General features: G+C 63.8%; 23 protein-coding genes and 1 pseudogene. 10 read left to right on the top strand and 14 right to left on the bottom strand.

All coding sequences use genetic code 11. The features are described from left to right. Nucleotides 1-90: 90 nt before the first annotated feature. Together VSR82_RS17640 and VSR82_RS17645 are read left to right on the top strand one after the other, a co-directional pair. Nucleotides 91-1,071 carry an acetyltransferase gene (locus VSR82_RS17640; RefSeq protein WP_429462447.1) on the top strand — a complete coding sequence of 327 codons (981 nt, stop codon included), beginning with the start codon at nt 91-93 and terminating at the stop codon, nt 1,069-1,071. Nucleotides 1,072-1,383: 312 nt separating this feature from the next. Beyond that, on the top strand, nt 1,384-2,073 hold the full coding sequence (locus VSR82_RS17645; RefSeq protein WP_368586438.1) for a CBS domain-containing protein: 690 nt from the start codon (nt 1,384-1,386) through the stop codon (nt 2,071-2,073). On the opposite strand, the gene VSR82_RS17650 is transcribed toward VSR82_RS17645, so the two are convergent. Next, complete coding sequence (locus VSR82_RS17650; protein WP_368586437.1) at nt 2,037-2,423, bottom strand: hypothetical protein; 387 nt, start codon at nt 2,421-2,423, stop codon at nt 2,037-2,039. The two genes, VSR82_RS17645 and VSR82_RS17650, sit on opposite strands and share 37 nt — an antisense overlap. Nucleotides 2,424-2,455: 32 nt before the next feature. Further along, on the bottom strand, nt 2,456-2,977 hold the full coding sequence (locus VSR82_RS17655; protein ID WP_429462445.1) for a universal stress protein: 522 nt from the start codon (nt 2,975-2,977) through the stop codon (nt 2,456-2,458). 182 nt (nt 2,978-3,159) lie between these two features. Between VSR82_RS17655 and VSR82_RS17660 the strand changes: the two genes are divergently transcribed. From VSR82_RS17660 to VSR82_RS17670, 3 genes are all read left to right on the top strand, one after another. After that, complete coding sequence (locus tag VSR82_RS17660; protein ID WP_429462443.1) at nt 3,160-3,837, top strand: phosphoribosyltransferase; 678 nt, start codon at nt 3,160-3,162, stop codon at nt 3,835-3,837. Between the two features lie 55 nt (nt 3,838-3,892). Next, the gene (locus VSR82_RS17665; protein ID WP_429462441.1) at nt 3,893-4,342 is read left to right on the top strand and encodes a CBS domain-containing protein; all 450 of its coding nucleotides are present in this window, start codon (nt 3,893-3,895) and stop codon (nt 4,340-4,342) included. A 151-nt stretch (nt 4,343-4,493) separates the two neighbouring features. Then, the gene (locus tag VSR82_RS17670; protein ID WP_429462439.1) at nt 4,494-5,063 is read left to right on the top strand and encodes a hypothetical protein; all 570 of its coding nucleotides are present in this window, start codon (nt 4,494-4,496) and stop codon (nt 5,061-5,063) included. Nucleotides 5,064-5,112: 49 nt separating this feature from the next. Here VSR82_RS17670 and VSR82_RS17675 read toward each other — a convergent pair whose 3' ends face one another. After that, nucleotides 5,113-6,834 carry a ShlB/FhaC/HecB family hemolysin secretion/activation protein gene (locus tag VSR82_RS17675; RefSeq protein ID WP_498857980.1) on the bottom strand — a complete coding sequence of 574 codons (1,722 nt, stop codon included), beginning with the start codon at nt 6,832-6,834 and terminating at the stop codon, nt 5,113-5,115. A gap of 379 nt (nt 6,835-7,213) precedes the next feature. Between VSR82_RS17675 and VSR82_RS17680 the strand changes: the two are divergent. After that, nucleotides 7,214-7,465, top strand: a pseudogene (locus VSR82_RS17680) (endopolygalacturonase); the annotation flags it as partial. A 78-nt stretch (nt 7,466-7,543) separates the two neighbouring features. Here VSR82_RS17680 and VSR82_RS17685 read toward each other — a convergent pair. After that, a complete protein-coding gene (locus tag VSR82_RS17685) occupies nt 7,544-10,297 on the bottom strand; it encodes a putative bifunctional diguanylate cyclase/phosphodiesterase (protein ID WP_429462437.1) in 2,754 nt (917 codons plus the stop codon). 327 nt (nt 10,298-10,624) lie between these two features. On the opposite strand from VSR82_RS17685, the gene VSR82_RS17690 reads away from it, so the two are divergent. After that, entirely contained in the window at nt 10,625-11,194 is a 570-nt protein-coding gene (locus VSR82_RS17690; RefSeq protein ID WP_368586431.1) for a cytochrome b, read from the top strand. A gap of 22 nt (nt 11,195-11,216) precedes the next feature. Here the strand turns inward: VSR82_RS17690 and VSR82_RS17695 are convergent, their stop codons facing one another. The 8 genes from VSR82_RS17695 to VSR82_RS17730 form a co-directional block, all read right to left on the bottom strand. After that, nucleotides 11,217-11,930 carry a c-type cytochrome gene (locus tag VSR82_RS17695; protein WP_368586430.1) on the bottom strand — a complete coding sequence of 238 codons (714 nt, stop codon included), beginning with the start codon at nt 11,928-11,930 and terminating at the stop codon, nt 11,217-11,219. 34 nt (nt 11,931-11,964) lie between these two features. Further along, a complete protein-coding gene (locus VSR82_RS17700; protein WP_429462434.1) occupies nt 11,965-13,350 on the bottom strand; it encodes a cytochrome C in 1,386 nt (461 codons plus the stop codon). 305 nt (nt 13,351-13,655) lie between these two features. Further along, nucleotides 13,656-14,186 carry a cytochrome b gene (locus VSR82_RS17705; RefSeq protein WP_176385292.1) on the bottom strand — a complete coding sequence of 177 codons (531 nt, stop codon included), beginning with the start codon at nt 14,184-14,186 and terminating at the stop codon, nt 13,656-13,658. Between the two features lie 64 nt (nt 14,187-14,250). Continuing rightward, entirely contained in the window at nt 14,251-14,688 is a 438-nt protein-coding gene (locus VSR82_RS17710; RefSeq protein WP_429462432.1) for a DUF6691 family protein, read from the bottom strand. A 1-nt stretch (nt 14,689) separates the two neighbouring features. After that, nucleotides 14,690-15,121 (bottom strand): YeeE/YedE family protein, encoded by a 432-nt coding sequence (locus VSR82_RS17715; protein WP_176122852.1) that lies wholly within the window; start codon nt 15,119-15,121, stop codon nt 14,690-14,692. A gap of 40 nt (nt 15,122-15,161) precedes the next feature. Then, nucleotides 15,162-15,965 (bottom strand): sulfite exporter TauE/SafE family protein, encoded by an 804-nt coding sequence (locus VSR82_RS17720; protein WP_429462430.1) that lies wholly within the window; start codon nt 15,963-15,965, stop codon nt 15,162-15,164. A 31-nt stretch (nt 15,966-15,996) separates the two neighbouring features. Next, entirely contained in the window at nt 15,997-17,304 is a 1,308-nt protein-coding gene (locus VSR82_RS17725) for an NAD(P)/FAD-dependent oxidoreductase (RefSeq protein ID WP_429462428.1), read from the bottom strand. 34 nt (nt 17,305-17,338) lie between these two features. Next, nucleotides 17,339-18,220 carry an MBL fold metallo-hydrolase gene (locus VSR82_RS17730; protein WP_498857964.1) on the bottom strand — a complete coding sequence of 294 codons (882 nt, stop codon included), beginning with the start codon at nt 18,218-18,220 and terminating at the stop codon, nt 17,339-17,341. A gap of 258 nt (nt 18,221-18,478) precedes the next feature. On the opposite strand from VSR82_RS17730, the gene VSR82_RS17735 reads away from it, so the two are divergent. From VSR82_RS17735 to VSR82_RS17745, 3 genes are all read left to right on the top strand, one after another. After that, nucleotides 18,479-19,894, top strand: coding sequence for a sigma-54 interaction domain-containing protein (locus VSR82_RS17735; RefSeq protein ID WP_498857965.1), 1,416 nt, complete (start codon nt 18,479-18,481; stop codon nt 19,892-19,894). A 173-nt stretch (nt 19,895-20,067) separates the two neighbouring features. After that, nucleotides 20,068-20,385 carry a hypothetical protein gene (locus tag VSR82_RS17740; RefSeq protein ID WP_429462425.1) on the top strand — a complete coding sequence of 106 codons (318 nt, stop codon included), beginning with the start codon at nt 20,068-20,070 and terminating at the stop codon, nt 20,383-20,385. 199 nt (nt 20,386-20,584) lie between these two features. Beyond that, nucleotides 20,585-22,165 carry a response regulator gene (locus tag VSR82_RS17745; RefSeq protein ID WP_429462423.1) on the top strand — a complete coding sequence of 527 codons (1,581 nt, stop codon included), beginning with the start codon at nt 20,585-20,587 and terminating at the stop codon, nt 22,163-22,165. A 39-nt stretch (nt 22,166-22,204) separates the two neighbouring features. Here VSR82_RS17745 and VSR82_RS17750 read toward each other — a convergent pair whose 3' ends face one another. Together VSR82_RS17750 and VSR82_RS17755 are read right to left on the bottom strand one after the other, a co-directional pair. After that, nucleotides 22,205-25,027: an ATP-binding protein gene (locus VSR82_RS17750; RefSeq protein WP_429462421.1), complete on the bottom strand. Its 2,823-nt coding sequence runs from the start codon at nt 25,025-25,027 to the stop codon at nt 22,205-22,207. After that, nucleotides 25,024-26,157, bottom strand: coding sequence for a substrate-binding domain-containing protein (locus tag VSR82_RS17755; RefSeq protein ID WP_429463610.1), 1,134 nt, complete (start codon nt 26,155-26,157; stop codon nt 25,024-25,026). Before VSR82_RS17755 ends, VSR82_RS17750 begins: the two co-directional genes overlap by 4 nt. Nucleotides 26,158-26,306 lie beyond the last annotated feature (149 nt).

The following is a 26,306-nucleotide window of genomic DNA, read 5'->3' on the forward strand; positions in this document are numbered from 1 at the left end:
TACGCTTCCATATGAAGTGGCGCGGGAGCACCGTTTGACCCCGGTCGAACCGCGTGCGATCGTGGCAGCGACGCGCGGGTGGAGTAGCGGATGAAGCGATTCGATATTTTCAATGGCGATGCCGACGGCATTTGCGCGCTGCATCAGTTGCGGCTCGCCGAGCCTGCCGACACCATCCTCATCACCGGAGCCAAGCGCGAGGTCACGCTGCTGCACCGCGCGAACGCGCGGCCGGGCGACAGCGTGACGGTGCTGGATATTTCGCTCGATGCGAACCGCGCTCCACTCGTCGCGTTGCTGGCTCTTGGCGTAAAGATCGACTATTTCGATCATCATTACTCGGGCCCGATACCCGCAAACGCATTGCTGACGACGCATATCGATACCTCACCGGATATCTGCACGGCGCTGCTCGTGGACCGCCATCTGCAAGGCCGGTACACGCGCTGGGCGGTGGTCGCGGCCTATGGCGACAATCTGCATCCGGCAGCGCACCGGGCCGCCGCTGCGTGCGCGATGAACCCGTCCGACGAGCGCAAACTGCGCGAACTTGGCGAAGCGATCAACTACAACGCGTACGGGGATAGCGTCGCCGATCTTGCCATCGATCCCGTCGACATGTACCGCGCAATCCAACCCTATGCGGACCCGCTCGAATTCATTGCGTCGACCAGCGTGTTGCCCGAACTGCAGGCGCGGCGCACGGAAGACCTCGAACTGGCGTTGGGACAAGTGGAAGTCCGGCGGCTCGCCAATGCAACGCTGCACATTCTTCCCGACGCGGCGTGGGCGCGGCGCGTGCGAGGCGATTTCGCGAATCTCGTCGCGCGACGCGACCCGGCGCGAGCGCACGCTGTACTGACAGCCGGCGCCGATGGCCGATACACGGGCAGCGTACGGGCTCCGCTCGATTGCCCGCGAGGCGCCGACGTCCTTTGCAGAAAGTTCGGCGGAAACGGCAGGGTCGCTGCCGCGGGTATCGATGGGCTCGATCGCGGGCGGCTCGACGAATTCGCGGCAGCGTTCAGCATCGCGTTTTGCGGCGAATCTCGGGGGGCGGGCGGCCGGTAACCGATTGCTGCATCATCGGTTGGTCAGCGGGGGCGGGCTTGATGCAGGTCAACGATTGCCGGCCGCTGCGCATCGATCATTGGGCTGTACTGGAACCGGGGGCTGATCATCAGTGGCCGGTTCTTTGCGATACGCGGATCGCGCGGCGGAATCGACGCGTTGCAACGACGGGTCGACACGCCGGGCGAGCGGATTCGAAGTGGGTGCCGAAGGGAACACGGCGACGCGTCCTTCAGCGCCTGTCCATTGCGTCGCCTCGTGCCAGCCTGCATCGATGTGCGGCAGCGCAAGGCACTCGATATGGAGATCACTATGCAAGCCTCGGACATCATGACGACCCAGGTCGTGTCGATCGCACCGGACAGCTCGGTCTACGACGCGGCAAAGCTGCTGGCCGACAGCAAGATCAGCGGCATGCCCGTTCTCGACGACAAAGGCAGCGTGATTGGCATCGTCAGCGAGGGCGATCTGCTCCGGCGTGTCGAAACCGGCACCGAAACGCCGCGGCGCTCGTGGCTCGCCCAGTTCATCGCGCCTACGCGTCAACTCGCGGTCGAGTATCTGAAGGAGCGTTCGATTCGGGTGCGTGACGTGATGAGCGCCCCGGCCGTCACCGTCGATGAATCCGCGCCGCTGACGGCGGTCGCCGAACTGCTCGGGCGCAAGCACATCAAGCGTCTACCCGTCTTGCGCGACGGCAAGCTCGTCGGCATCGTCAGCAGGGCCAATCTGGTGCGCGCGCTCGCGAGTTGCGCGCCCGCGCAGCTCGATTCGCAACCGTCGGACGAGCAGATTCGCGCCGCGATCCTGAAGGAACTCGAAGGACAGCGTTGGGCGCTGGACGCCGACGACCTGATCGTCACGGATGGCGTCGCTCATTGCTGGGGGCCGATACGCTCCGAGGAAGAGCGCCAGGCGATCCTCGCCGCCGCCGCGCGCGCGCCAGGCGTAAAAGAAGTAAAGGATCATCTGGAGTATCCGGTCCCATTCACGCCGATGTGAACAGGGTCGCTTCGGTCACGCCACTGGGCCTCGCTGTCGAGCAGCGCGTCGAGCTTGTGAAGGCGCATCTCCCAGATCAGGCTCAATACATAAAAAGAGTCTTCCAGTCCTTGCAGGCAGTGTCGCGCAATGGGTTGATCGACTCTGCCAACGGCAAGTCCATGCACAAGCGCGCGTTGCCGCAGCAGACGTCGATGTGATATGGCGACCCGGGCCCGTGTGGCGGCTTCGTAGCGCAGCGCCGCGGACAGCTCCGGCGATTGCGCGTCGCTACGCGCAGTCGTGTCCGCGGCGCAGGCGAATGCATGATCACGGAGTTCGGTAACTTCTCCATTCATGACGGCATCCATTGTCTGTTTTGCGGATCATGCAGTGCACGTGGTCAGCCCCGAGATTGCCCGATACCTGAATGTGTCGTGGCGGCGGCGTCCGTCTGCTCCTCGGAGACTGGCGCGGTTCGGCGCGCGGGAATTGCCAGCACCGGGCGTGTGGTGCTGCGCAGTATCTGTTCGGCCACGCTACCCAGCGGTGCGTAGCCGGGGCCGCGTCGACCGTGCGTGCCTATCACGATGACATCGGCCTGCAGCTTCGCCGCGGCGACTTCGATGCGGTGGGCGACGTCCTCCTCGGGGCGCACGAGATCATCGATTTCTGGCGTGCCCTGCACACCGTGCCGCGCCATGGTCCCGACGCAGTGCTTCATGATCCGTTCGCCGTCCTGCCTGAGCGACTCGCGCATGGCTGCCGCGTTGATGCCCGGCACTTCAGGAAGCATGACCGGCAAATCGATGACGAACAACGGATGCAAGCGCGCGCCGGTATCAGAGGCGAACTGCAGCGCTGTCTCGAACGCCTGGGCGGCGCTCTCGCTGCCGTCCACCGCGACCAGAATGTTGGAGAACATCGTCGGCCTCCGGGTCTCGCGTGTTGTCGGTATTCATGATCAGCCACGGGTTCCGATCAACTACTGACCTACGTCAATCGAAATGCGCTTTGATTGCCCTGCGTCGAGGTACGCTTGATGCTGCCGATCGATGGCATAGTGACCGAGGCAACGCGCCCCGGCGTGGCGAGGGAGGAAAAGTGATGGGCAACCGGTTTCGCGACCGCGCCGACGCTGGCAGACAGCTGGCCCACGCGCTGCGCGACTATCAGGGGCGCGGCGATCTGGTCGTGCTGGCCCTGCCGCGCGGCGGCGTGCCGGTCGCGTTCGAAGTCGCGCGGGAGTTGCGTGCGAAGCTCGACGTTCTCGTCGTCAGAAAGCTTGGCGCGCCTCAAGACGAGGAACTGGCGATGGGCGCCATCGCCTCCGGGGGCGCCCTTCACCTGGAACGGTCGGTACTTCGCGAACTGCAAATCAGTGACGCCCAATTGACCGCTGTGATCGCGCGCGAAAGGGCGGAACTCGCGCGCAGGGAAGTGGCGTACCGTGGGGACAGCCCCCCGGCGGCAGTGCAGGGCAAGACGGTGATCGTGGTCGACGACGGCATCGCGACGGGGGCCTCGATGCATGCGGCGATCGACGCGCTCCGTGGCAGACATCCTGCCCGGATCGTGGTGGCGGTCCCGGTGTCGCAATCCGATGCGGCGATGTCATTCGAAGGAATCGCGGACGCGTTCGTCAGCGTATTGCAGCCGGACCTGCTGATGGGGATCAGCGGGTTCTATGTGAATTTCGACCAGACGACCGATGAAGAAGTCCGCGCGTGTCTCGCTGCGGCGCGCGGTTGGGAGCCCGAGCAGAGCTCGGACTCAGTCGGGTGACGGTGCAGCGAACGGATACACGGCGGCAGGCCGTGTCGAACCTGGGGCATGTATCGTGAATTCAGGAACCATTTGTACGCGGGACGTCACCGTCTGCCGACGGCAAGCGACGGTTCTCGAAGCCGCGCAGCTGATGCGCGAACAGCATGTCGGCGACCTCGTGGTGGTGGAGACGATCGGCGGACACAGCGTGCCTGTCGGGATGCTGACCGATCGCGACATCGTGCTGGCGATCGTGGCCAAGCAGGCCAACCCCGAGAAGATCTTCGTGAACGACGTGATGTCGTCACCGCCCGCGCTCGTCGCCGAGGGGGACAATCTCTGGCTTGCCGCCTCGCGCATGCGTCTGAACGGCGTGCGGCGCCTGCCGGTCGTGGACAGCGCTGGCGCGCTTACCGGCATCGTGTCGCTCGACGATCTGCTCGAGGCGCTGGCTGGACTTCTGACCGAGCTATCGCTGGTGACGGATCGCCAGCCCCACATCGAAGAGAAGAACCGCGCGTGACGCCGACCCGATGCACGCATTGACCCGGATCAACATCCGCGCGGCGAGGCGCCGTAGGCTTGTAAGTGGAACGCCGGTCGGACAGCGGCCAACAGGACGACGCGATTGACCGGATGCGATTCGACTGTCTTGATCGAAGGCACCGCAAATCATGGAAGACGCACTCGAAAGGCGCACGCTGCTGCTTCATCTGGGGCGCGTGATGCAATTGATCGTTCGGCTCGACGATATGGCGCCGGGCGCGGCAACCATTGGCGAGCTGATCGCGCGATACCCGATTCTCGATGACGAGCCGCTGCTCGCGCAGCTGCGCCCTGATATGCCCGTGGACGCGTTCAGAACCCGTGCGCTTCACGCCTTCTGCCTGTGGCCGCAACAGTTGCTTGACAACCCGCTCGACCGGGACGCGCTGGCTGCATCCGTGCGCGCGTCCCTGTTCAGTGACCATCCGCGGGGCTGGCGTGCCTACGTGGTCGGCTTGCGCCGCGACATCGCGTGGTTCGATGCGAAGCCGGCTAAGCGGCGCGCTTCGCGTGGCGTCGCGGACGTGGCGCCGTCGCTTCCGGACGACGGCCCGCCGGCACTCGACGCGCCGGCCGGCCGAGGCATCGCGACGGACATCGAACGCGGCTTCGGCGCCGCGGGTCATCCGATTGAAAGCGTGGAAGGGGCGAAACGGCAAGACGAAGGCCGCGCCGACGAGCAACGGGGCGCGCAGTGAGACTAGCGCTCAGCCGTCGTCGACTGTCGGGAGATGACGTGTCGATGGCTCATGTTCCGAGCGACACGTACAAGAGCACGATCGGTGCCTTCGAACCATTCGGCGTCGCCGAGCGTAATGGCGCGCCGTAGGTGCAGCGAAAATCGACGAATCTCGACCATTGGAAGCGCACGCCGGCGCCGACGCCCGCGAGCAGACCGGGATTGTTCTCCGCTGGCTGATCGATGGTGGTCCATACGCGGCCGGCATCGAAAAACACAAAGGGTTGCACGACTGCGTTGCTCGCGCCGAGAGCGATCGCAGGCGTGCGCACCTCGGTCTGGATGTTCCAGCCGCGATCGCCGAGCGTCACGTACGGGTCGTAGCCTCGCACACTGGACTCCCCGCCGAGCCCCATCTCCTCGCTCGGCAATAACGTGTTCGGCGTCCACTGCAACGTTCCGTTCGTGACCAGTGTGAAGCCCGCCCCAAGCGCGGTGGCGCGCGACGCAGTCAACTGCATATAGATGTAGCGGGCGGTCGCGCCCTGCCGCGCGGCGTTGAATGCCGCGTCCTGGTTGCTGCCATCCCATCCACCCGGACTGGCGACGAGTGTCGCCGCGGCATGCGCCGTGCCCGCCTCGGTCGGTTTGCTGATGTTGTAAGCCAACACGAACTGATGGATGTGCGTGTTCGAGTTGAAAACCTGGGAGCCGCCGAATTCCAGATCGTTGTTGCTCCGCTTGAAGTCGTATCCGATCTGGACGAGCTGGGTCGTGTCCGTGATGGTCGGCAATCGCAAGTCATAACGGAAGCTAAGCTGCGCGGAAATGCCCGTTTGCCCATACGTGTCGGGCAGGCGGGGCGTGCTCTGCGCGTACACGCCGAACAACTCGATCGTGTCGAGCCAGGGCAGCGGCGCTGCGTAGTTCAGCGCGTGCGCGGTGAAGCGGGCGCGGTTCGGGCGGCCTTCGATATCCGGATTGCCGCTGAAAAAATCGTTGCTGGCCGTGAATTGATAGGCGATCTGCTGATCGAGCCCGAACAGGTTGCCGTAGCCGATGCCCGCAAAGAACCGGTCACGGCCGAGGTCCGGCACGCCTTCATTGTCGTAACCCGCGCTGACCCGAAACGGCAGACGGTCTTCGGTTTGCAGCACGACGTCGGTCGTGTCCGCTGCTTCACCGGGTGCAAACACTGCATCGACCCGTCGATAAGGATTCGCGTTCAGCACAGCGAGTCCCTTCGAGATCGTCGCTTGCGGGATCGGTGCGCCGGGTTCGAGCGGCATTTCACGTTCGAGAAGCCTGCTCGAAAAGTAGCTGTTGCCGCTGGCATGAACCCGCCCGAGCTTGAATTCCGCAACGGCGATACACACGACCCCCGAGCTGACGTCCTGTTCCGGCACGTAGACGTCGACGAGTGGCTTTCCCGCCGCCCGATACCGCGCGACCACCGCGCGGCGAATTTCGGCGAGGCGGCCGAAAGTCAGCGGCTTGTCCAGGTCCGTGGCGAAGCTCTGCAGGAACGCGTCGTCGAGTACGGGCAGTCCTTGCGCGACGATGCGTTGTTGCTGCGTCGGTGATGCCGTCGCGTGCTCACCGGCCGGTTCGAAGACGAGCCCGGCAAGCCGCTCGACTGCGATCCGTGCGGAGTCCGCCTGGCTTTCCGGGAAGGAGGGCGGCGGCGCGCTTCGCGGCGCCTGCGGGGGGGGTTGAGGCGCGACATCGCGCCATGCCTGTGCCGCTGCGGGCGAGGTCTGCATGATGGCCGCAACGCACGACGCGATCATCAGGACAGCAGTGCAGTCGGCGGATCGCGGTTTCATCGATCGTCTGGCTGCAAAGCGCTGAACCCAGTGACAGCGGACTGCGGCGACGAGGCGCGCGCGTCGCGCTGCCAGCGATGCCATCGCGCATGTAATACGAGCCTGCCGTTGTTCATCGCGATACCTGTTGACGGGTGTGGTGCATCGAATGCGGAGCCGCGCGTCGAAATCATTCTAGTCGAACCGTCTGGCGCGAAATTCCAAAAGAATCGGGAATCCTCTGAATGCCGCCAGCTACTTCCTGCCGCGTCTTGGGTATGCAGGAGACATTCAGTAAGGGTATCCACCATGTGTAACTGCCGCTGATCTTGTCTTTACTCCTCCAGACTTGTCATGCAACTATTCGTGTTTCCAGGCCATCGTTGCACAAGGTCCAGTCGCGTTCGACTACAACGGTCCGGCGCCTGCGCCGACCGTCCCGGCAATCACCGGAGTGACGATTTCCAACTGTGATTTCGGCACGCCCGCTGCCGCGGGGCCTGCTAGCGCCAGCACGCCGGGACCGATCTACCTCTACAACGTGCACGACATCACGTTGCAGAACGTGATCATCGCTGGGCAGACGCTCAATCAGACGCTGTCGGATCCGCGCTAAAGGCGACGCGCCAAAGAGCGGCGAGGCGCCGCTCTTTGGCGTCGCAAAGCCGAAGTGAAGCCGTCGCGTGCGGGGCTCTCACGACGCGGTGTTCTGCAACTCGTGCGACTCGCCGAGCAGACTCGCCGCGTAGGCTGGAACATTCGCCGCTGGCAGTGGCGCGGCGAAGTAGTATCCCTGAACGATCTCGCAGCCGGCCTCGGCAAGAAAAGCCAGTTGCTCCGCTCGTTCGACGCCTTCCGCGACGACTTCGAAACGCAGGTTGCGGGCAAGTGCGATGATCGCACCGATGATCGTCTCATCCGCACGACTGCTGCCAATGCCGCGGATGAACGACATGTCGATCTTCAGACGGTCGGCGTGGAAGCTGCGCAGATAAGCCAGGCTCGAGTAACCGGCGCCAAAGTCGTCGATCGCTATGGACACGCCAATGTCGTGCAGCGCGCGCAGCGTGGGCAGGGCGCCAGGGGCAACCAGACCTCCTTCGGTAATCTCCAGTTCCAGCCGGTTCGCGGCCAATTGCGACGCGGCAAGAGCACGGCGCACGACTGCGCCGAAATCGCTCAACGTAAGCTGGCTCGGCGACACGTTGACCGACATGCGCAGCCCCGGCAGCACTTCTTCCCAGCGCTTTGCCTGTACACAGGCAGTTTGCAGCACCCATTCTCCGATTGGCGCGATCAAACCGATGTCTTCGGCCAAGGGAATGAACGTCGTCGGGCTGACCGTGCCGAAGTCCGCGTCGTGCCATCGGATCAGCGCCTCGACTCCGCTCAGCCGGTAACTGCGTATGTCCACTTGCGGCTGGTACACCAGCTCGAAGCCGTTCTGCTCGACGGCATTGCGCAGCTTGTGGGATAGCGCGATGCGCTGAGCCGCTTCATGTGCGAGGGAAGGCGCAAATCGCTCGACGCCGTTACGCCCGCCTGCCTTGACGCGATACATCGCGAGGTCGGCGTGTTTCAGCAGGGTTTCGCAGTCTGTGCCGTCCTGCGGATAGCAACTGACCCCAACGCTCATCCGGACCCGCAGTTGCATGTCGTCGATTTGCACCGGTTCGTCCAGCGTTTGCGTCACGCGCGCCAACAGCGCGCAGAGTTCGGCATCGCCGGTGGAACCCTTCAGCATCGTCACGAACTCGTCGCCGCCATAGCGGGTGACCACGCCATCCGATCCGACCGAGGCCGACAGCCGCCGCGCAACTTCCTGCAACAGGCGATCGCCGGCGCCGTGGCCCAGGCTGTCGTTGATGTCCTTGAAATGATCGAGGTCGATGAACAGCAGCGCGAACTCGTGACCCTCGAAGATCGCCGTGTCGATCAGTTCACGCAGCGTCACGCGGTTCGGCAAGTCCGTCAGCGCATCGCGGCGCGCCTGCCTGACCAGCAGATCGCGCGATTCGATGAGCTCCGTCAGGTCGCTCACCACGCTGATGTGATGCGTAACCTTTTCCGACTCGTCGCTTACCTGTGCAACGTATAGCTGATACCAGAACTCCGTTCCGTTCGCGCGACGGCTTTTCGTCAGCGTGGTGGCCTCGCGTTTCCCGGCAATCGCCGTACCGATCTGTTGCCACAATCCGGGTGTTTCCGGCCGCGCTGAGTGATCGCCTGCATTCTGCGGGCGCGCATAGCCAGTTATTTTCTCGAATGCCGGGTTCGCGTATTCGACCACGTCGCCGCTCGGATCGGGTCGCGTGATGAGCACGCCGTTGCCGATCGCGTCGAGTGCACGGCTTCGCAGCAATAGCGCGAGTTCGGCATTCTTTCGCTCCGTGACGTCGACGGCCGTGATGAAGCACGCTCGATGACGGCCATAGGTGAGGAAGTGGTACGACAGTTCGACGTAGACGGGCGTGCCGTCGCTGTGCCGATGCCGGCATACACCGGCCGAGCCGCTGGTGGTGGCCGCAGCCAGCTGCGCGTGCAGATCGCGCAGAAATGACGGCAGGTCGGCTTGCGCATACAGGGCGGCCATGTCGAGCGAGCATAGCTGACGGCGCGTGCGTCCGTACTGGGATGCGGCGGCGCGGTTCGCAGCGAGAATCGATAGCGTCTCGACGTCGAAAATCAACATCGGCAGTGGATGATGATCGAAGTACTGACGGAACCGGCGCTCGCTTTCTGATGCGATGACGCGCGCGCTTTGCCGCGCGAGACGGGCGCGATAGTGAGCAATCAATGCATAGCAAAAGAGAAAACAGGCCGCCAGCGCCGTGGTCGCAAGCACGGTCCGTTCTATCACCAGGTGGCGCGTCGCGCTGTCGGATGCAGCCCTCAGGGAAGCGGTCTGCGCGTCGCGGAGGGTCACCAGCTCGGTGACGATGTTCGCCAGCATGCGGTTCGCTGCGAGCAGCTCGGGGCTGTCCACCGAGGCGTGGCCATCCGCGACGTGCGCACGTACCGCGATGTCGGCCAGAAGCCACGCCCAGCCGGCCGTCTCACCGCGCAGACGCCGTACCGCCAGTTGGCTTCGCGGGTCGCTCGCGTAACTTTGTTCCAGCCGGTCGAAGCAGGTGGCGGCCAGCACGACACGCTGCACCGGCCACGCGAAGGATGCCACCCGTGCACTGTCGAGCCCCACCAGGAAGTCGGCGTTCGCCTGAATATGCACTGCTTGCAGCGTTTCGATGTCATCGCGGGCACGCAGCGCGTGAATGCGCTCTGCAACGGACCGCTCGTGCCATATCAGCGTGTAACCAATGCCGACAGCGAAAATGACGAGGCCGGTCAACACCAGTGCGACGGTGATGATCAGTTGCCGGTCGACGCCATGTCGCCGCCTCCACCGGCCTATGACGCCAGCGATGCCGAAGCTTGAAATATATTGCATCGATTCAGAATCAGCGCGCGTGAGTGCAGAACATTGATACTCGACGGCGGCATGGCTGTGCGTCAGCATCTTTTACCGGTTATTGCGCGCGGTAACCGGGCTATTGTCTCCTCAGTGAAGGTATCGGCAGCGAGACGAAGAACTTGAGAATCAAGCTGCTTCGGCCGTAGTTTCGACGACCGGCCGTTCGACGGAGAACGTTCAACAGTCACCAGAGAAAAACGCGCAGAGTTTGAGCGTAGAATTCATTCTCGAATCCAGCATGCCAGCGTACGGCCTGTGCTAGTGCCTGGCGTTCGTCGAAGGTCGGATAGGGGAGACGCTATTGTGAAAAGCTCTGCCACCAGCTACGGTTCGATTGCCCAATTCCTTCACTGGTGCACGGCGATAGTCGTGCTCGTAACGTTCATGTATGGGCCCGGCGGACATGAGCAGCGCGTTTATTCTGCGGCGCACGATTTCGACCGGCAATTGCACGAGACCTTGGGTCTATGCGTGTTCGCGCTCACCCTCATCCGCCTGCTGTGGCGGGCGTTCGACACCCAACCTGAGACACCTCCGATGTCTCGCTGGATGGCTGTTCTGGCAACAACCGTTCAGTGGTTGCTGTATCTGCTTCTCCTCGCCTTACCGCTTACCGCCATCTCGGGCGCGTGGCTCGAAGGGCATCCTCTGACGCTCATCGGTGGTCACGAGATTCCGTCTTTACTCAGTACATCGCATGCAGCAGGCTCAGCCATCTCATCGCTTCACACATGGCTCGGCGACGCCATTATGTGGCTTGCAGGGTTCCACGCATTCGCGGCTATTGTTCATCATGTCCTCCTTAAAGACGACGTCCTGGTCGGCATGCTTCCGCGCTGGTTTCCGACCGGACGGGCGCGTACTGGCCGATAAGCCCGATGGCAAGACTGCCCGTTTAGCGGTCCACAGCGGGATCGGCCGCCGCCTCAGCCTCTGCGGGAAACGCCTCCATGAAGGCAGCAACGGCTCGAATGTCCCGATCCGACAAGTTGTCGGAGATAGTCTTCATCACTTCGCCACGCGGGCGTAGCCCGGCGCTCCGGAACACCAGGATCTGTTTTTCAACGTAATCCGCGTACTGTCCGGCGAGGCGAGGAAATCCCCCTGTCCCTTCCCCATGCTGGCCGTGACAGGTACTGCATGCCGGTACGCCTTTGTCCGGAATGCCCAACAAAAAGATCGTCCTGCCCGAATCGATGAGCCGATGATCGGCCGTCGCTCGTGGTACCGGAGGCGGCTGGCTGGAGAAGTACGCGGCGAGTTGCTCGATTTGCGTTTCACTCAGATGCGTGAAGCCCCACATGAATCTTCTGGCATTCGGGTCGCTTCGCACATGAGCCTTGAAGTCCGTTAGCTGATTGACGAGGTATTCCCGTGGTTGGCCCGCGAGTTTCGGAAACGTGGGAGATACCGAAACGCCATTTACGCTATGGCAATTCGAACACACCTGCAATGCGATCGTCCTTCCGGCGACGGCGGGATTGTCGATCTGTCTGGACTGCTCCAGGTTGTGGCAGCCGGTTGCGCCGAGCGATAGCGCGACGAGGATCAATCGCGCACGTGGCCAGCGGCACGTTGAATCCTCAATGGAATGCGCGGGATGTTTCATCGATGGGCCTTCTAAAAAACGTGAGCCGATACCGTCACCAGTACGCGGCCCAGAGGTATAGAAACAGCGTGTCGTTGTCGCTTGCATTGCGTCCATGGCCGTCGTAATTCGACCGTGCGCCGAGGTATTTGGTGAAATGCGTGTATTGAAGACCGACGCGGATGTTCTGCACAGGAATCCAGAAGATCTCGGGCATCCACCCTTGCGTGGCCGGCGACGAGTTCGCGCTGCCGGCGTACGCCACGCTATCCGTGGTGCCGGTCACGTTGAAGAACGAAAGGCTCACGCCATATTTGGCCTGATAGACGTACGAGGCTTTCAGGCGTAAGGAATTGAGATTCGCTGACTGGCTGTTGCCAAACACGAAGTTATTCGGGTCGCTGATGTTTTCATGGATGTAGCGCGCCTGTGCGGTAACGGTGTTCGGCTCGAGGATGTACTGATACTGCGCATCCACGCCGATGTCGCGATAGCGGGTGACGCCCTGGGTGAAGATCGGCATCGAGTTCGCGTCGTTCGGATAGACGTTCGCATTGATGCCGAAGGTCCCCACCATGACGTTGTGCGGACCCCACTCATGAGTCAGGGCCAGACGCCAGTACGGATTTTGACCCTTCAGATAGATCTGCGGGTGGTTGGGGTCGCCGGCCTTGTTGCCCTTGCTCATGAACGACCAGATGCCATCAGCGGTGCTATACAGCGACACCTCCGCATAGACTGTCCGGTTCCAGTACAGGTAGCCGCCCGCACCCACGACCTGCTGCGCGAGCGTGCCTTCGAGGATCGGCAGAAACTGGGGTGAGCCGACCGTGCTGATCGAAGAGGAAATGTACGGGTAACTCCATGCCGGAGAACTGTTCCACACATCCTGCACGGTCGGATTGTTGTGCAGGGTGGTGCCGAGAATCAGGTCGCTGGCGTTCCCGATGATCCTGTCCACATAACGGAAATCCATGTTGTCCGATGCCCAGTGGCCGATCCAGTGTCCGTCGCTTCCCTGATGGTCGTAGTTCGAGTAGGTGAATTGCGTGAACGCACCGATCCTGTCGGTGATCTTGCCGGCGAGGAAGATGCTGGCTGAATCGAATATCGGCAGACCGTCTTTAGGCGACACGATATTGCCGCTGGCATCGTGGTTGAGCCTCGTCCTGGTCATGTCGAGCATCGCCATCACGGCGATTGGAACCGTACGTTCGCCGAAGGTATAGCCATTGAGCTTGAACATTCGGCCGTACGGCGTCAGTTCAGGAAACTGTCCGCCCGCGTGACACGCGACGCAGCTTTGCCCTGTTTGACGGGCGAAGATAGGCAGCGCTCGAACGACTGGAGCAACCACAAGGCAAAGCACGGCGAGCGCCAGCATCCAGATGCGACCCGTCAGCCGATGGGCGGCATCATCGCCTGCAAATGCCTTTGACATGTCCGTCTCCCCGACGGCCAGTTCCGCATTCGGTCATGCGCAGCGCGCACGAACCCCTGCCCACTGCGGAAACTGGGCGACAGCATCGCACTTCGCGCTCGGCATGACCGGCGTCGCATTTACATCGGCGTAGTGGGGCAAGCTGATGCCGCGTTGCGGTTGATGCTTGCCTGCGCGGAGCGCTTTCTCCAGACTCCAGAACGAGCGCGCACGCCGATTTATTCCCGCGCATGCGCTTGAACGCGCAAGGCGGGAGATCGAGAGGGACCTTGTTGAGTTGCCGCGGCTTTGGCTATGCGCGATCGCTAGATCTTCATGCGCTGTAGAACGCGGTCGCCGGAGACGAACTGATGAAACATTGCCGCAGCGATATGCAGGCAAATGACACCGAAAAGCACCCACGCGAGAACGCCGTGCACATCGCCCATCGCATGCCCGAACGAGGAGCCCGGTGCCGACAGTGAAGGCAACGAAACAAGGCCGCCGAGGCGGACCGTCCACGTGCGCGACGAAGCGTTGATCCAGCCGAGCAGCGGCACCAGCACGAGCAGCACGTACAGCGCAAGGTGGGTGACTTTTGAAGCGACGCGAAACAGCGGCGGCAGATTGTCCGGCGGCGACGGGTGAGTCACGCGCCACAGCACCCGCAACACCATCGCGGCGAGCAATGCGGTGCCGACGCCAAGGTGCCAGGCGATTTCGCCGTCCGGCACCGTATCGCGGTGCACGTCCGGCATCGTCCAGCCGATCACGAACTGCGCGGCAACCAGCCCGACGACGAGCCAATGGAGCAAACGTGCGACGATGTCATAGCGGTGTTCAGTCGAGACTTGCATAGGGGGCGCCTGTGAGTTGGTTTCTGGTGAAACAGATCGTACACTGCCGCGCCTTAAGCTCAGGTTAAGAACCCGTCGCCAAGGCCGTCTGTCTGCGCCGTTCGAATAACTCGAAGATGGCCATTCCCGCGATCATCGCGGCCACGAACACCCACGCTTTGGCCGACCCGAGCCCGAGCGCGACGAGCGCGGGGCCGGGACAGAACCCGGCAATTCCCCAACCGACGCCGAACGCGGCACTGCCCAGCACCAGTCTTGCCGTGACGTGGGTCGACGTGGGAATCCGCATCGGCGATCCGAGCAGCGACTTGTCGCGGCGCTTGGCGATCGCGAAACCGATTGCCGCGACGGCCACCGCGCCCATCATCACGAACGCGAGCGACGGGTCCCAGCGTCCGGCGATATCGAGGAAGCCCTGCACTTTCGCAGGGTTGGCCATGCCCGACAACAGCAGGCCGATGCCGAACAGCAGCCCGCATAGGAATGAAACAGCTGTTGCCATCTTAGGCTCCGAGAAGATGTCGAATGATATAGACGGTGACGAAGCCGGCCGCCATGAACGTCGCCGTCGCGACAAGCGAGCGCGTGGCGCCGCGTGAAATGCCGCACACGCCGTGTCCGCTCGTGCAGCCGCTGCCGTAGCGGGTGCCGATGCCGACCAGCAAGCCGGCCGCGATCACGGCGGGCCATGACGCGTCGACGGTGATCGCGACGGGCGCATCGACCGCGCGCGCGATCAGCGCCGCAACGATCAGCCCGGCAACGAAGGCGACGCGCCATGCGCCGTCGCGCTTCGTCCAGCGCAGCAGGCCGCCGACTATCCCGCTGATTCCGGCGATGCGGCCCAGCAAAAGCACCATCGCCGCAGCCGCGACGCCGATCAGCAGGCCTCCGCACAGGGAGGCGATCGGGGTGAAATGGTCGAAATCTATCATCGTTCGCTCTGTTTGATTGTTGGGTGGGTTGCGGCAGCGCTTACATCAGCACCGCTCTGACCAGCAGGCCGAGCGCCACGCACACGAGGATGCTCGCAAAGCCCAACTGCACATGATGGGCGGCAATGTGATGCGACGCGAGCCGTCCGCTGAGCATTCCGGCGGCGGTGGCGCCAGTGAACCACAACGCGACTTCGAGTGGAAGTGTCGCGCCGTGCGTGGCCGTCGCGAGAACGCCGCCACTGCCGACGAGCGCGATCACCATCAGCGAGGTCGCGACGATGCCGTGCATCGACACGTCAGTCAGCTTGCGCATCATCGGCACGATGATGAAGCCGCCGCCGACACCGAGCATACCGGTCATCAATCCGGTCAGCGAACCGGTGGCCGCGAGTGCGGCTGCGGTCGGCCAGGTCCAGCGAAAACGGCCGGTGGCCGGGTCGACATGCGCGACGCACATCGACGATTGCGGCTCGCGCGACGCGCGGCGCGCGCGCGTCTGACGCAGCAGCCGGAACGCGACGACCAGCATCACCGCGGCGAACAGCGCGAGCAACACGCGTTGCGGCAACGCATGCGCGAGGCGCGCGCCGGCGGCGGTGGCGGGCACCCCCGCGGCGGCCATCAGCAGCGCGGCGCGATAGCGGACGAGCCGCTTGCGGAACGCTTCGAGCGCGCCCACCGCTGCGCTGCCGGCCACCGCGACGAGCGCGACCGGCGTGGCCTGCTGCAGCGGCCAGCCCATGCCGAACACGAGCGCGGGCACGGCAAGAATGCCGCCGCCGGCGCCGGTCAGCCCGAGAGTGGCGCCCACCAGCGCGCCGAGAACGAGAGACAACAGCATCGAAGACCCCGTGAGCAGTGCGTGCCGGCGCTCAGTCCGCCAGTTGCGGATTAGCGAGCCATTCGCGTCCCTTCAGCATGCCGCGCCAGTAGAGCGGCGGCAGGATTCGCTCTTTCAGCAGCCACGCGAGCCGCGATGGCTTTTTGCCGTCGATGAGCCACGCCGGAAACGTCGGCGCGACCTTGCCGCCATACAGAAACTCGGCGAGCACGATCTTTCCGCGCTCGACGGTGAGCGGGCAGGAGCCGTAGCCGTCGTAGATCGCGACGCCGCTCGCCGCGCCCAGCGAGGCGAGCACGTTGTGCGCGACGACCGGCGCCTGCTTGCGCGCGGCGGCGGCGGTCTTCGCGTTGGACGTGTTGGTCGCATCGCCGAGTCCGAAGATGTTTTCGTGGCGCTTGTGCCGCAACGTGGCCTGATCGACGTCGAGCCAGCCGGACGCATCGGCGAGCGCGCTGTCGCGGATGAAGTCGGGCGCCTTTTGCGGCGGCACGGCGTGCAGCATGTCGAAGCCGGTCTCGAAGGTTTCCTTGCTGCCGTCGGCTAGCGTATGCGTGAATCTCGCCATCTTTGCGTCGCCATCGACCGCACTCAGCGTGGAGCCGAAGTTCAGCGCGATGCCGTAACGCTCGACGTATTGCATCAACGCGGGCACGTAGTCGGCGACGCCGAACAGCGCCGCGCCGGCATTGCGGAATTCGACGCCGATATGTTGCAGCCGCCCGCTGCGGCGCCAGTGATCGCACGCGAGATACATCGCTTTCTGCGGCGCGCCGGCGCATTTGATCGGCATCGGCGGCTGCGTGAAAATGGCTCGACCCGTTTCGAGCTGCTGCGTCACCTTCCACGTGTACGGCGCGAGGTCGTAGCGGTAATTGGACGTGACGCCGTTGCGCCCGAGCGTGTCGACGAGGCCGTCGATCGCGTTCCAGTCGAGTTTGAGGCCGGGGCACACCACCAGCTGGCGGTATTCGACGGCGCGCGAGCCGTCGAGAATCACGAGGTTTTGCGCCGGCTCGAAGTGCGTGACGGCAGCCTTGATCCACTTCACGTTCGCGGGCAGCACGCTGGAAATCGGACGGGCCGTCGTTTCCGGGTGGAATACGCCGGCGCCTACCATCGTCCAGCCCGGCTGGTAATAGTGCGTGTCGGCGGGATCGATGACCGCGATGTCGAGATCGGGGCTGCGCGCAAGCAGGCTCGACGCCGTTGCGATACCGGCCGCGCCGGCGCCGACGATCACCACGTCGTGCCGGTACGTCGGCCGCATCCGTTGCGATGCGGCGGCGAGCGTGTCGGCCGCTGGGTTCGAAGGGTCCGTGAGTTTCGTGTTGCGCATGTAGGGTCCTCTTGTTTGTTCCAGGCCGCCGCGCTCACAGCGCATCGACCGGTACCTTGATGTAGGACACGCCATCGCTTTCGGGCGGCGGCAGGTGGCCCGCTCGCATGTTGACCTGCACCGACGGCAGGATCAGCGTGGGCATCGCGAGCGTGGCGTCGCGGGCCGTGCGCATCGCGATGAACGACGCTTCGTCGATGCCGTCGCGGACGTGGATGTTCTGCTCGCGCTGCTCGGCCACCGTGGTCTCGAACAGCAGCGGCCGGCCGCCCGGCTGGTAGTCGTGGCACAGATACAGGCGGGTTTGCGGCGCGAGACCGAGGATGCGCTGAATCGAGCGATACAGCGCTGACGCATCGCCGCCCGGAAAATCGCAGCGCGCGGTGCCGTAGTCGGGCGTGAACAGCGTGTCGCCGACGAACGCGGCTTCTTCGCTGCCGTCGCTCGCGACATAGGTCACGCAGGCGGGCGTGTGGCCTGGCGTGTGCATCACGCGCACGGACAGATCGCCGACGTTGAACGTCTCGTCGTTGTCGAACAGGCGATCGAACTGCGAGCCATCGGTGCGAAACCCGGGACCCGCGTTGAACAGCTTGCCGAACACGGCTTGCACGCGCGTCACCTGCGCGCCGATTGCGATCTGACCGCCGAGCCGCGCTTTCAGATAGGGCGCGGCCGACAGGTGATCGGCGTGCACGTGGGTTTCGAGTATCCATTGCACGCGCGCGCCGAGCGACTCCACGCGCGCGGCGAGGCGATCCGCGGTTGCGGTGCAGGTGCGTCCCGACTTCGGGTCGTAGTCGAGCACGGTGTCGATCAATGCGCAATTCCTCGTGCCTGCATCCATCAGCAGATAGCTGACGGTCGATGTCGCAGGATCGAAGAAGCCCTCGACGGCGAGCTTGCCGGTTGCCATTTCGGTGGGTTCCTCACGATAGGGGACTAAGCCAGTCCGAGGCGCCCACCAATGCAGGAGTCGTGCCACCAAGCCTCAGCGTCGCGGCCCTCGGTTGTAACGCACTGATTTTTAGAGGCTTATTGCGCGCGACATGCGGATTGAAGAGGCGTCTGCACGACGCTCGGCCTCACCCGTGGCAAAGAGTCACTGCCATTTGGCAGTCGTGGCAGAAATGGCAGTTCCGGCGTATATTGCGGCAGCCAAGGAGTAATCACGATGATCCCGCCCGACATTGCGCCGCCCCCTTCGACCGAGCTTCCGTCGCAATCCCCTGGCGCGTCTGACGGCGTGCCCACGGTGGTACCCGACGTGAGCACGCTCGTGTCGTATCTGGAGCACGATCCGCAACCGGCGATCGTGCTCGATCCGCACTATCAGATTCTGGCCGCGAACAGCGCCTATCAGCGCCAGTTCGGCGTCGAAGGCCAGGCGCACATCGGCCGCCGCTGTTATCAGGTTTCGCATCACTACGACGTGCCGTGCGATCAGGCGGGCGAGCACTGCCCGATGAAACGCGCGACGGAAAATCGCAGCGCGGATCGCGTGCTGCATATCCATCACACACCGAGAGGCCCGGAGCACGTCGACGTCGAGTTGCGGCCGATCTTCGACCGCCACGCGCGCATCGTCGCCTATGTCGAGCGTCTCGCCACGGTCAGGAGCGCGTCCGCGCGGCCAAGCTCCGAAGGTCTGGTCGGGCGCGCGCCGGCGTTCAACGAGGCGATTTCCGCTTTGCAGCGCGTCGCGCCTTCGATGCTGCCCGTGCTGCTGCTCGGCGAATCCGGCACCGGCAAGGAGCTGTTCGCGCATGCGCTGCATGAGGCGAGCAGCTGCGCCCAAGGGCCGTTCGTCGTGGTGGATTGCTCGGGCATTACCGAGACGCTGTTCGAAAGCGAGTTGTTCGGCTTCGAGAAGGGCGCGTTCACCGGCGCGACGAGCCGGAAGCAGGGCCTCGTCGAAACCGCGCAGGGCGGCACGCTGTTTCTCGATGAAATCGGCGACGTGCCGCTATCCATTCAGGTGAAGCTGTTGCGGCTGATCGAAACGGGCACCTTCAGGCGCGTGGGCAGTACCGATATGCTGCGTGCCGACTTCCGGCTCGTCGCGGCCACGCACAAGCCGCTCGAGCGGATGGTCGCGGACGGCCAGTTCCGCGCTGATCTGTATTTCCGGATCAGTGCGTTTCCGATTCATTTGCCCGCGGTGCGCGAGCGTGTCGACGACATCGCGCTGCTCGCGGATTCGATCCTGACGCGCATTGCGTCGACGCGAAGCGGGTCGTCGCATAAGGCGTCGATTTCGGCGGAGGCGTTGGCGCTGTTGCGTGCCTATGCGTGGCCCGGCAACATCCGCGAATTGCGCAACGTGCTCGAGCGCGCCAACCTGCTCGCCGACGGTGGTGTGATCCGCCCGGAACACTTGCCGGAGGCGGTCCGCGATAAGACTTCCGGCGCGGCGAAGGAATCGCTGGCCGTGGGTCCGGGCCTGCCGCGCAAGCTCACCGATGCGGAGCTCGCGAGCGCGGCGGCGCAATTCCGCGGGAAACGCAGTGAGCTTGCCGCGCAATTGGGTTTGAGCGAGCGCACGCTTTATCGCCGGCTTAAAGCGATCGCGGGCGGTGAGGGCGCCTAACCAAACCGGAGCGATGCTCGCAATGCCGGCCGGCTGTCGCCTCATCGTCACTCAGGGTTTCCTGACACGCGAATCAGGATCTCTAACCGTGGTTTTCCAGCCTGCGCTGAATGCGACACAACTTCCGCTCATAGATGATGAGGTATCGGAATGCAATGTCGAATTGATGGGTCATGATGGGCTATCTGTCGGAGCGGGAGAACGTCGTCGAACAGATCGACTCGATATGTCTACGACTGTTCGACACGTGGTGCGAGGCGCGCAGCGTGAAATCGCTCGCATATTTGATGCACTGCTGGCCGCTGGTCGACAGCACGCCTGCCGCGCTCAAACGGCTGGGCGAAACGATGCGCGAATTGCGTCGCAATCACGCGGAGCAGATCAACGAGTATGACTTTCGCGCGCTGTGCGAAGTAGCCGACCTGATCGACGAACTGACCGAGCCTCGCGCAGTCCGGCGGCTCGCTGTGGTGGGCGGGCTGGCGGAATAGCGAACCGCAACGCAGCTAAAAGCCCGGAAGAGCGGAGAAAATCGTGCGAGCGTCGTGCAGCGGCAGTGAGGCCGCGGCGCGGCTGTTTCATCGGTCGTTCCAAAGCCGGTGAGCGCGCGATGGACCAGGCTCTGGCATCGAGTGCAGAATAGGACACCCTGCAACTCGTTGAGCGGTCTCTCAAAGGGAACACCGCATCATGAGCCATTTCGCCACCCCGGTTGCGCAGACCGGCACCATTCTGATAGTCGACGATACGCCGGGCAATCTCGGCGTAGTCGTCGACAGTCTCGAAGCGCGAGGCATTCGCGTGCTGGTGGCGCTCGACGGTATCGAAGCGTTGGAGCGCGCGGTCTTCTCTCAGCCCGATGTGATCCTGCTCGACGTGAAGATGCCGGGCATCGACGGCTTCGAGACCTGTCGACGCCTCAAGCTCGATGAGCGCACCCGCGATATTCCCGTCCTGTTCATGACATCGCTGACCGGCAACGAGGACCGCGTCGAAGGTTTTCTGGCCGGTGGCGTCGACTATGTGACCAAGCCGTTGCGCGTCGACGAGATGGTCGCGCGCGTCGGCGTGCATCTCGAATTGCGGGTGATGCACAAGCAGGTTCTCGCGCAAAACCGGCAACTGCTGGCGGAAGTCGCGATGCGCAAGGAAACGGAGGCTGCGTTATCGCAAGCGCGCGACGATCTCGAGCGGCGTGTCGCGTTGCGTACGGAAGAACTCGCGCGCGCCAACGTGTGCTTGCAGGCAAGCGAGGCGCGCTTTCGCGCGATTGTCGAAACGAGCCCGGTGCCGCTGTGCATCACGTCGATGCCTGATGGGCACATCCTGTACACGAATCAGCCGCTGCGTGAACTCTTCGGCATGGACGAACACGTGTCCGTCAATATCGCGGATTTCTACGCCGACCGGGGGGAGCGCGAGCGTGTGATCGAGCATCTGCGCGCGGAGGGCAGCTTGCGCGATAGGGAGATACAGTTCCGGCGCGCGGACGATACACGGTTCTGGGCGATGGCGACGGCGCGCGTCGCGACTTACGACGATTCTCCCGCGATCTATGTCGGCCTGAACGACATTACGGGCCGCAAGCAGATGGAACAGGAACTCGTCGAATCGCGCGAGCAGCAGCGCGAACTGTCCGCGTATATGGAGGCGATCCGCGAGGAGGAGAGAAAGCGCATTGCGATGGAGATTCACGACGAACTGGGCCAATTGCTGACTGCGCTCAAGATGGACGTGTCGCTGCTCAAGATGCGCATAACGCACGACGCGGAAGCTTCGAAAAAAGCCGATGATATGCGTCAACTGGTCGAAGGCACGATCTCGATGGTGCGCAATGTCGCGAGCCATTTGCGGCCCGCCGCGCTCAACTTCGGCATCGTGTCCGCGCTCGAATGGCTTGTCGAGGAGTTCAACCGCCGCCATGCGATTGCGTGTGAATTGCGTATCGAAGGCGGCGACCCGGCGCTGTCCGACGCTCATGCGACGGCCCTGTTCCGCATCGCACAGGCGTCGCTGACGAACGTCGCGCGGCATGCCGACGCCACACATGTCGAGGTGACGCTCGTATCGACGGCGGCGAAGCTCTTACTGCAGGTGCGTGACGACGGCCGCGGCTTCGACCAGCAAGTCGTGAGGCGCGACTATTCATATGGCCTGCTCGGCATGAACGAGCGCGCGCGGCTGATCGGCGGATCGCTTTCGATCGAAACCGCGCCCGGCGCGGGCACGATGGTTTCGATTCACATTCCGCTCGATGCTGCTAGAACGTAAGACGAAGCGATTCCCGCTCCGCGGCGCAAATCTTCGGAGTTATTCTCCTTCCAGATATTGCTCGACGAAGTTGAGAATCGACTTGGACTGGTAAGCCTTCGCCAACCTGCAGAGGTGGTCCGCGAAGGGTCGATAGCGCTCGTCGAGCTCGGTCAAGTGCTGGGCATGTTGCGTAATGGCACGCATATCGCCGAGTCGCGCGAGGTAGTGCAGCGCTTGAATTTCCTCCGGCGGCGGCGCCTTCAAGTGGTCGGGAAGAGGCGCGGCGGCAGGTACAGCCGATGGGCCCGCTTCACTGACTTGTGCCTCTAAAGCTGCATCGATCCACTCGACATTCAGGAGCGCCGCGACGGCGGACAATAGCTGGCCGAAGTCGATCGGTTTGGCGAGAAAGGCATTTGCGCCGGCTTCCAGACTTTGCGCCGCGTCGGTTCTCGACGCGCGAGCGGAGACCGCGACGATCGGAAGATCCCGGAATTCGGCCATCTGGCGCAAGCGACGCGTGGCTTCGAGGCCGTCAGTCTCGGGCATGACCACATCCATCAGGACTAGCGCAGGATGGAGGGATTCGATTTTCTCCATCGCTTCAGATCCGTTAGCAGCTTCCGCCATGTCGAATCCGAGCGGACCGAGCATATCGACCATCACGGCGCGGTTCTCCGCCACGTCATCCACGACCAGGATAGTCTTGCGCGGCCCTTTGTAGCCGCTCACGATCCGTTCGGACGCGGCGACAGCCGCGCAAGGCGCCACCACCTCGACGTCCAGCTCGATCGAAAACGTGCTGCCTATATCGCGGCGACTTTCGACATGGATCTCGCCTCCCATCAGGCGCACGAGTTGCCGGCTAATTGCTAGCCCGAGGCCGGTACCGCCAAAGCGATGACGGTCCTCGCTGACCTGCTCGAAAGGACTGAAGATTTCCTCCAGACGCCCTTGATCTATGCCGATGCCGGTGTCCCGGACTTCGAAACATAGTCGCGTCGGCGGGGTGAAAGCGACGCGCAGACGCACGGTTCCCTGCTCGGTAAATCTGATCGCGTTCGAGAGCAGGTTGAGCAACGCCTGGCGCAACCGTATTTCGTCCACCCGCACACACGCGGGCAGATCCGGCGGCATCTCGCAAGCGAAGGCCAGGCCTTTTTCCGTGGCCTTCACCCGTATCGTCTCGGCGATAAAGGAGACGAACTGTTCGAGCGGGACGTCGGACAAATTGAGTTCCATTCGCCCGGCCTCGATTTTGGCGATATCCAGGATGTCGTCGATGAGCGTAAGCAGGTGTTCGCCGCTGCGCTGGATGACTGCCAGTCCGTCGAGCTGGTGCTGATCGAGGGTCGTGTCGCGCTTGAGGATTTGCGCGTACCCGAGAATGCCGTTGAGCGGCGTGCGTAGCTCGTGGCTCATGTGCGCCAGAAACTCGCTCTTTGCCTGGTTGGCCGCATCGGCACGCTCCTTGGCAACGGCCAGCTCCGCTGTCCGCTCGCGAATCATGTCTTCGAGGTGCTCGCGATAGCGCCGCAACTCCGCTTCGGCATGCTTTTGCTCCGTGATATCCCGTGAGATGCCGAGCAGGAACCGGGGCTCGCCGCGCACATCGACGATCGGGATTTTCATCGTGTGCAGGACGCGAAGTCCATGTCGCGTATGAACCGGCTCCTCCGGTATGTCGATCATTTGCCGCGACTCCAGCACCGCGCGATCCTTCAGCGTGAAGAAATTGGCCTCGTCGGCGGGAAACAGGTCATGGACGGAGCGGCCGAGGAGTTCCTCGCGCCGGTAGCCGAGAAGTTGCTCCGCCGCCCTGTTGAAGCGCACGAAATGCAAGGTCTCGGCCTCCTTGACGAAGACCGTGTCCGGGATGTTTTCGATGATGCTGTTAAGAAAGTTCTCGCTTTCCCGAAGCGCATCTTCGGCGTGCTGACGTTCGGCGATTTCGTCGGCCTGACCCGCTAGCGCCGTACTGAGTTCCGCCGTGCGCTGGGCGACGCGCGCCTCGAGTCCGGCGTTGAGCTCCTTTAGCGCCTGCTCGGCCTGGCGGCGTTGGCGTCGGTCTTCCAGGAACTGCTCGACAGCACGCGCCATATCGGCAATCTCGTCGCCGCCGTGCACGGGGACGCCGGCTTGCGTGTTCCCGGCATCGCCATGTCGCAGAAAATGGCTGACGCGGCGCAGGCGCGCCACGACATGGCGCCCGAGGAATTCGCGGGCGATGAGCCAGGTGAGCAACAGGCTGACAGCGAGTCCGCCGGCCACCCATTTGCGTGTGCGATCTGCGCGAGCGGCCAGATCCTGGACTGCTTCGCGGTATTCGCTCGTCAAGTCATCCGACTGCCGGTGCGCCGCGGCGGCGAGAGCGTCGGCCGCGCCGCGCAGATCCGCGTCGAGGCTGGCCAGCGACACACCCGCCGGTTGCGCCGCCGCCGAGGCGCCCCGGCGGGCGAGCGCGGTCTCGCGCACTTGCGCCTCGATGTTGACGATGTTGCGAAAGCGTTGGCTCGACCGATAAAGCGTCAGCGGGTCGACACCAGGGTCTTCGCTCGTGGTCGCCGAGGCCAGCCGGTCGACCAGGCCGTCGAACGATGCCAACTGTTCGAGCACCTGCCGATGCGTCTCGCGCACCGCTTCGACCGTATCGTCGCTGGACAGCTGCAACGCGAGGCGTTCGATCGTCAGCGTGTGCTGCACCAGATCCTGCGCATCCACGAGGCGGGCGAGCCGCTCTTCGGCCAGCTGACGGATCGAGAAGGCCGAAGTCGCCAACGAATAGATCGACGTGGCGCCGACCACGACCACCAGCGCGGCCAGGCACGAGGCAACGAGCGCAAACTGGGCGGTCAGCGATTGTGGGAATGGCAGTTTCACGGGCGTTGCCAGATCCGACGATAAATGTCGCGATAGCCGTTGTCAGGATCGTAGAGCAGGCGATCGCCGCCGTCAGCGGCGATGTTGTCCGCCGTTACGAGATGCACGGGGCTCACGTAACCCGTTACGCCTTCTCCGGCGAACAGCCGGTTCAGTTCGTCGACCAACTGCCAGCCGTGCAGATTCAGGGGTTCGGCGACGGTCCCCGTCTGGAACGTACCGGTGCGGATGCGCAGGAAGGCGGACTCGCTGCCGTCGCCGGCCGACAGCATGATCATTGCGGCGTTTGGTATGCCCGCCTGCGTCAACACCGGCACGGCGTAGTCGAAGTAGATGTCGTTGATCCCCAGCGCACAGGTCCAGCGCGGGCCGTAACGCGCGAGCAGCGCGCGTGTCGCCTCTGGCACCAGCTTCTCGCTGCGCGAGATCGCCACGTCGCGCACTTCGAGCAGGGTACAGCCGCTGCACGCACGAACCACAGCAGCCATTGCGTCCGCCTTTTCCTGTGCGATCCGGAAACCGGTATCCGTGAAGATGACGACGCCCGCATGTCCGGCCGACTGCACGATGGCCGCGAGCGCGGTCACCCGCGCAACCTCGAGCGGGTCCGTCGAGACGTTCATCGCGATGGGCGTGCCCGGCACCGGTCCGGCCCGCCCCGCCACGTGCCAGCCGACGATCGGGATGTCGCTGTCGGCAAACGGCCGCAGTGCGGGGAGCAGCGCATATGCGTCGCCCCCGGCGAGGATCAGACCGTCGGGGTGGCCTGCCAGCGCATTGGCGAGCATCTTCAGACGGAGGTCGGTCGTACCGCCGGAATCGAAGATCTTGACGCGCCAGCCTATGACCTTGGCCGCCTCCAGCACACCATCGACCACCCCGAGGATGCCGCCGTTGCGCAAATCCTCGGCGACCACCGCGATACGTTTTCCGGATTGCGCGCGCGGGCCGTTGCGCGGCCCGCTCCAGGGTGCAGCGGGTCGCGAAGCGGCGTCGACCACTCGCTTCGCCATAGCCAGGAAGTCCGTCGCGGCGACCGGCGCTGCAGTCCTGGGGGCAGGCGATAAATCCTGCGCCGTGGCCGCCGACAGCTCGCACGCGCATGCCAATGCCAGAAGGAAGCCTCTCATGCTGTCCCTCCATGGGGCTCCGTCGAGCTCCATTGGTGTCGCCCAAGCCGCTCGCGGAGCAGCTGCTGGTTAGCATATTACAACCGGGTTCCCGCGCGGCATGGGTCGTGCGCAGGTGCGCAACGTCACGCTGCCGCTGGACGTGTATG

It is taken from the genome of Burkholderia sp. JPY481, assembly GCF_038900515.1.
Taxonomy (GTDB): domain Bacteria; phylum Pseudomonadota; class Gammaproteobacteria; order Burkholderiales; family Burkholderiaceae; genus Paraburkholderia; species Paraburkholderia youngii.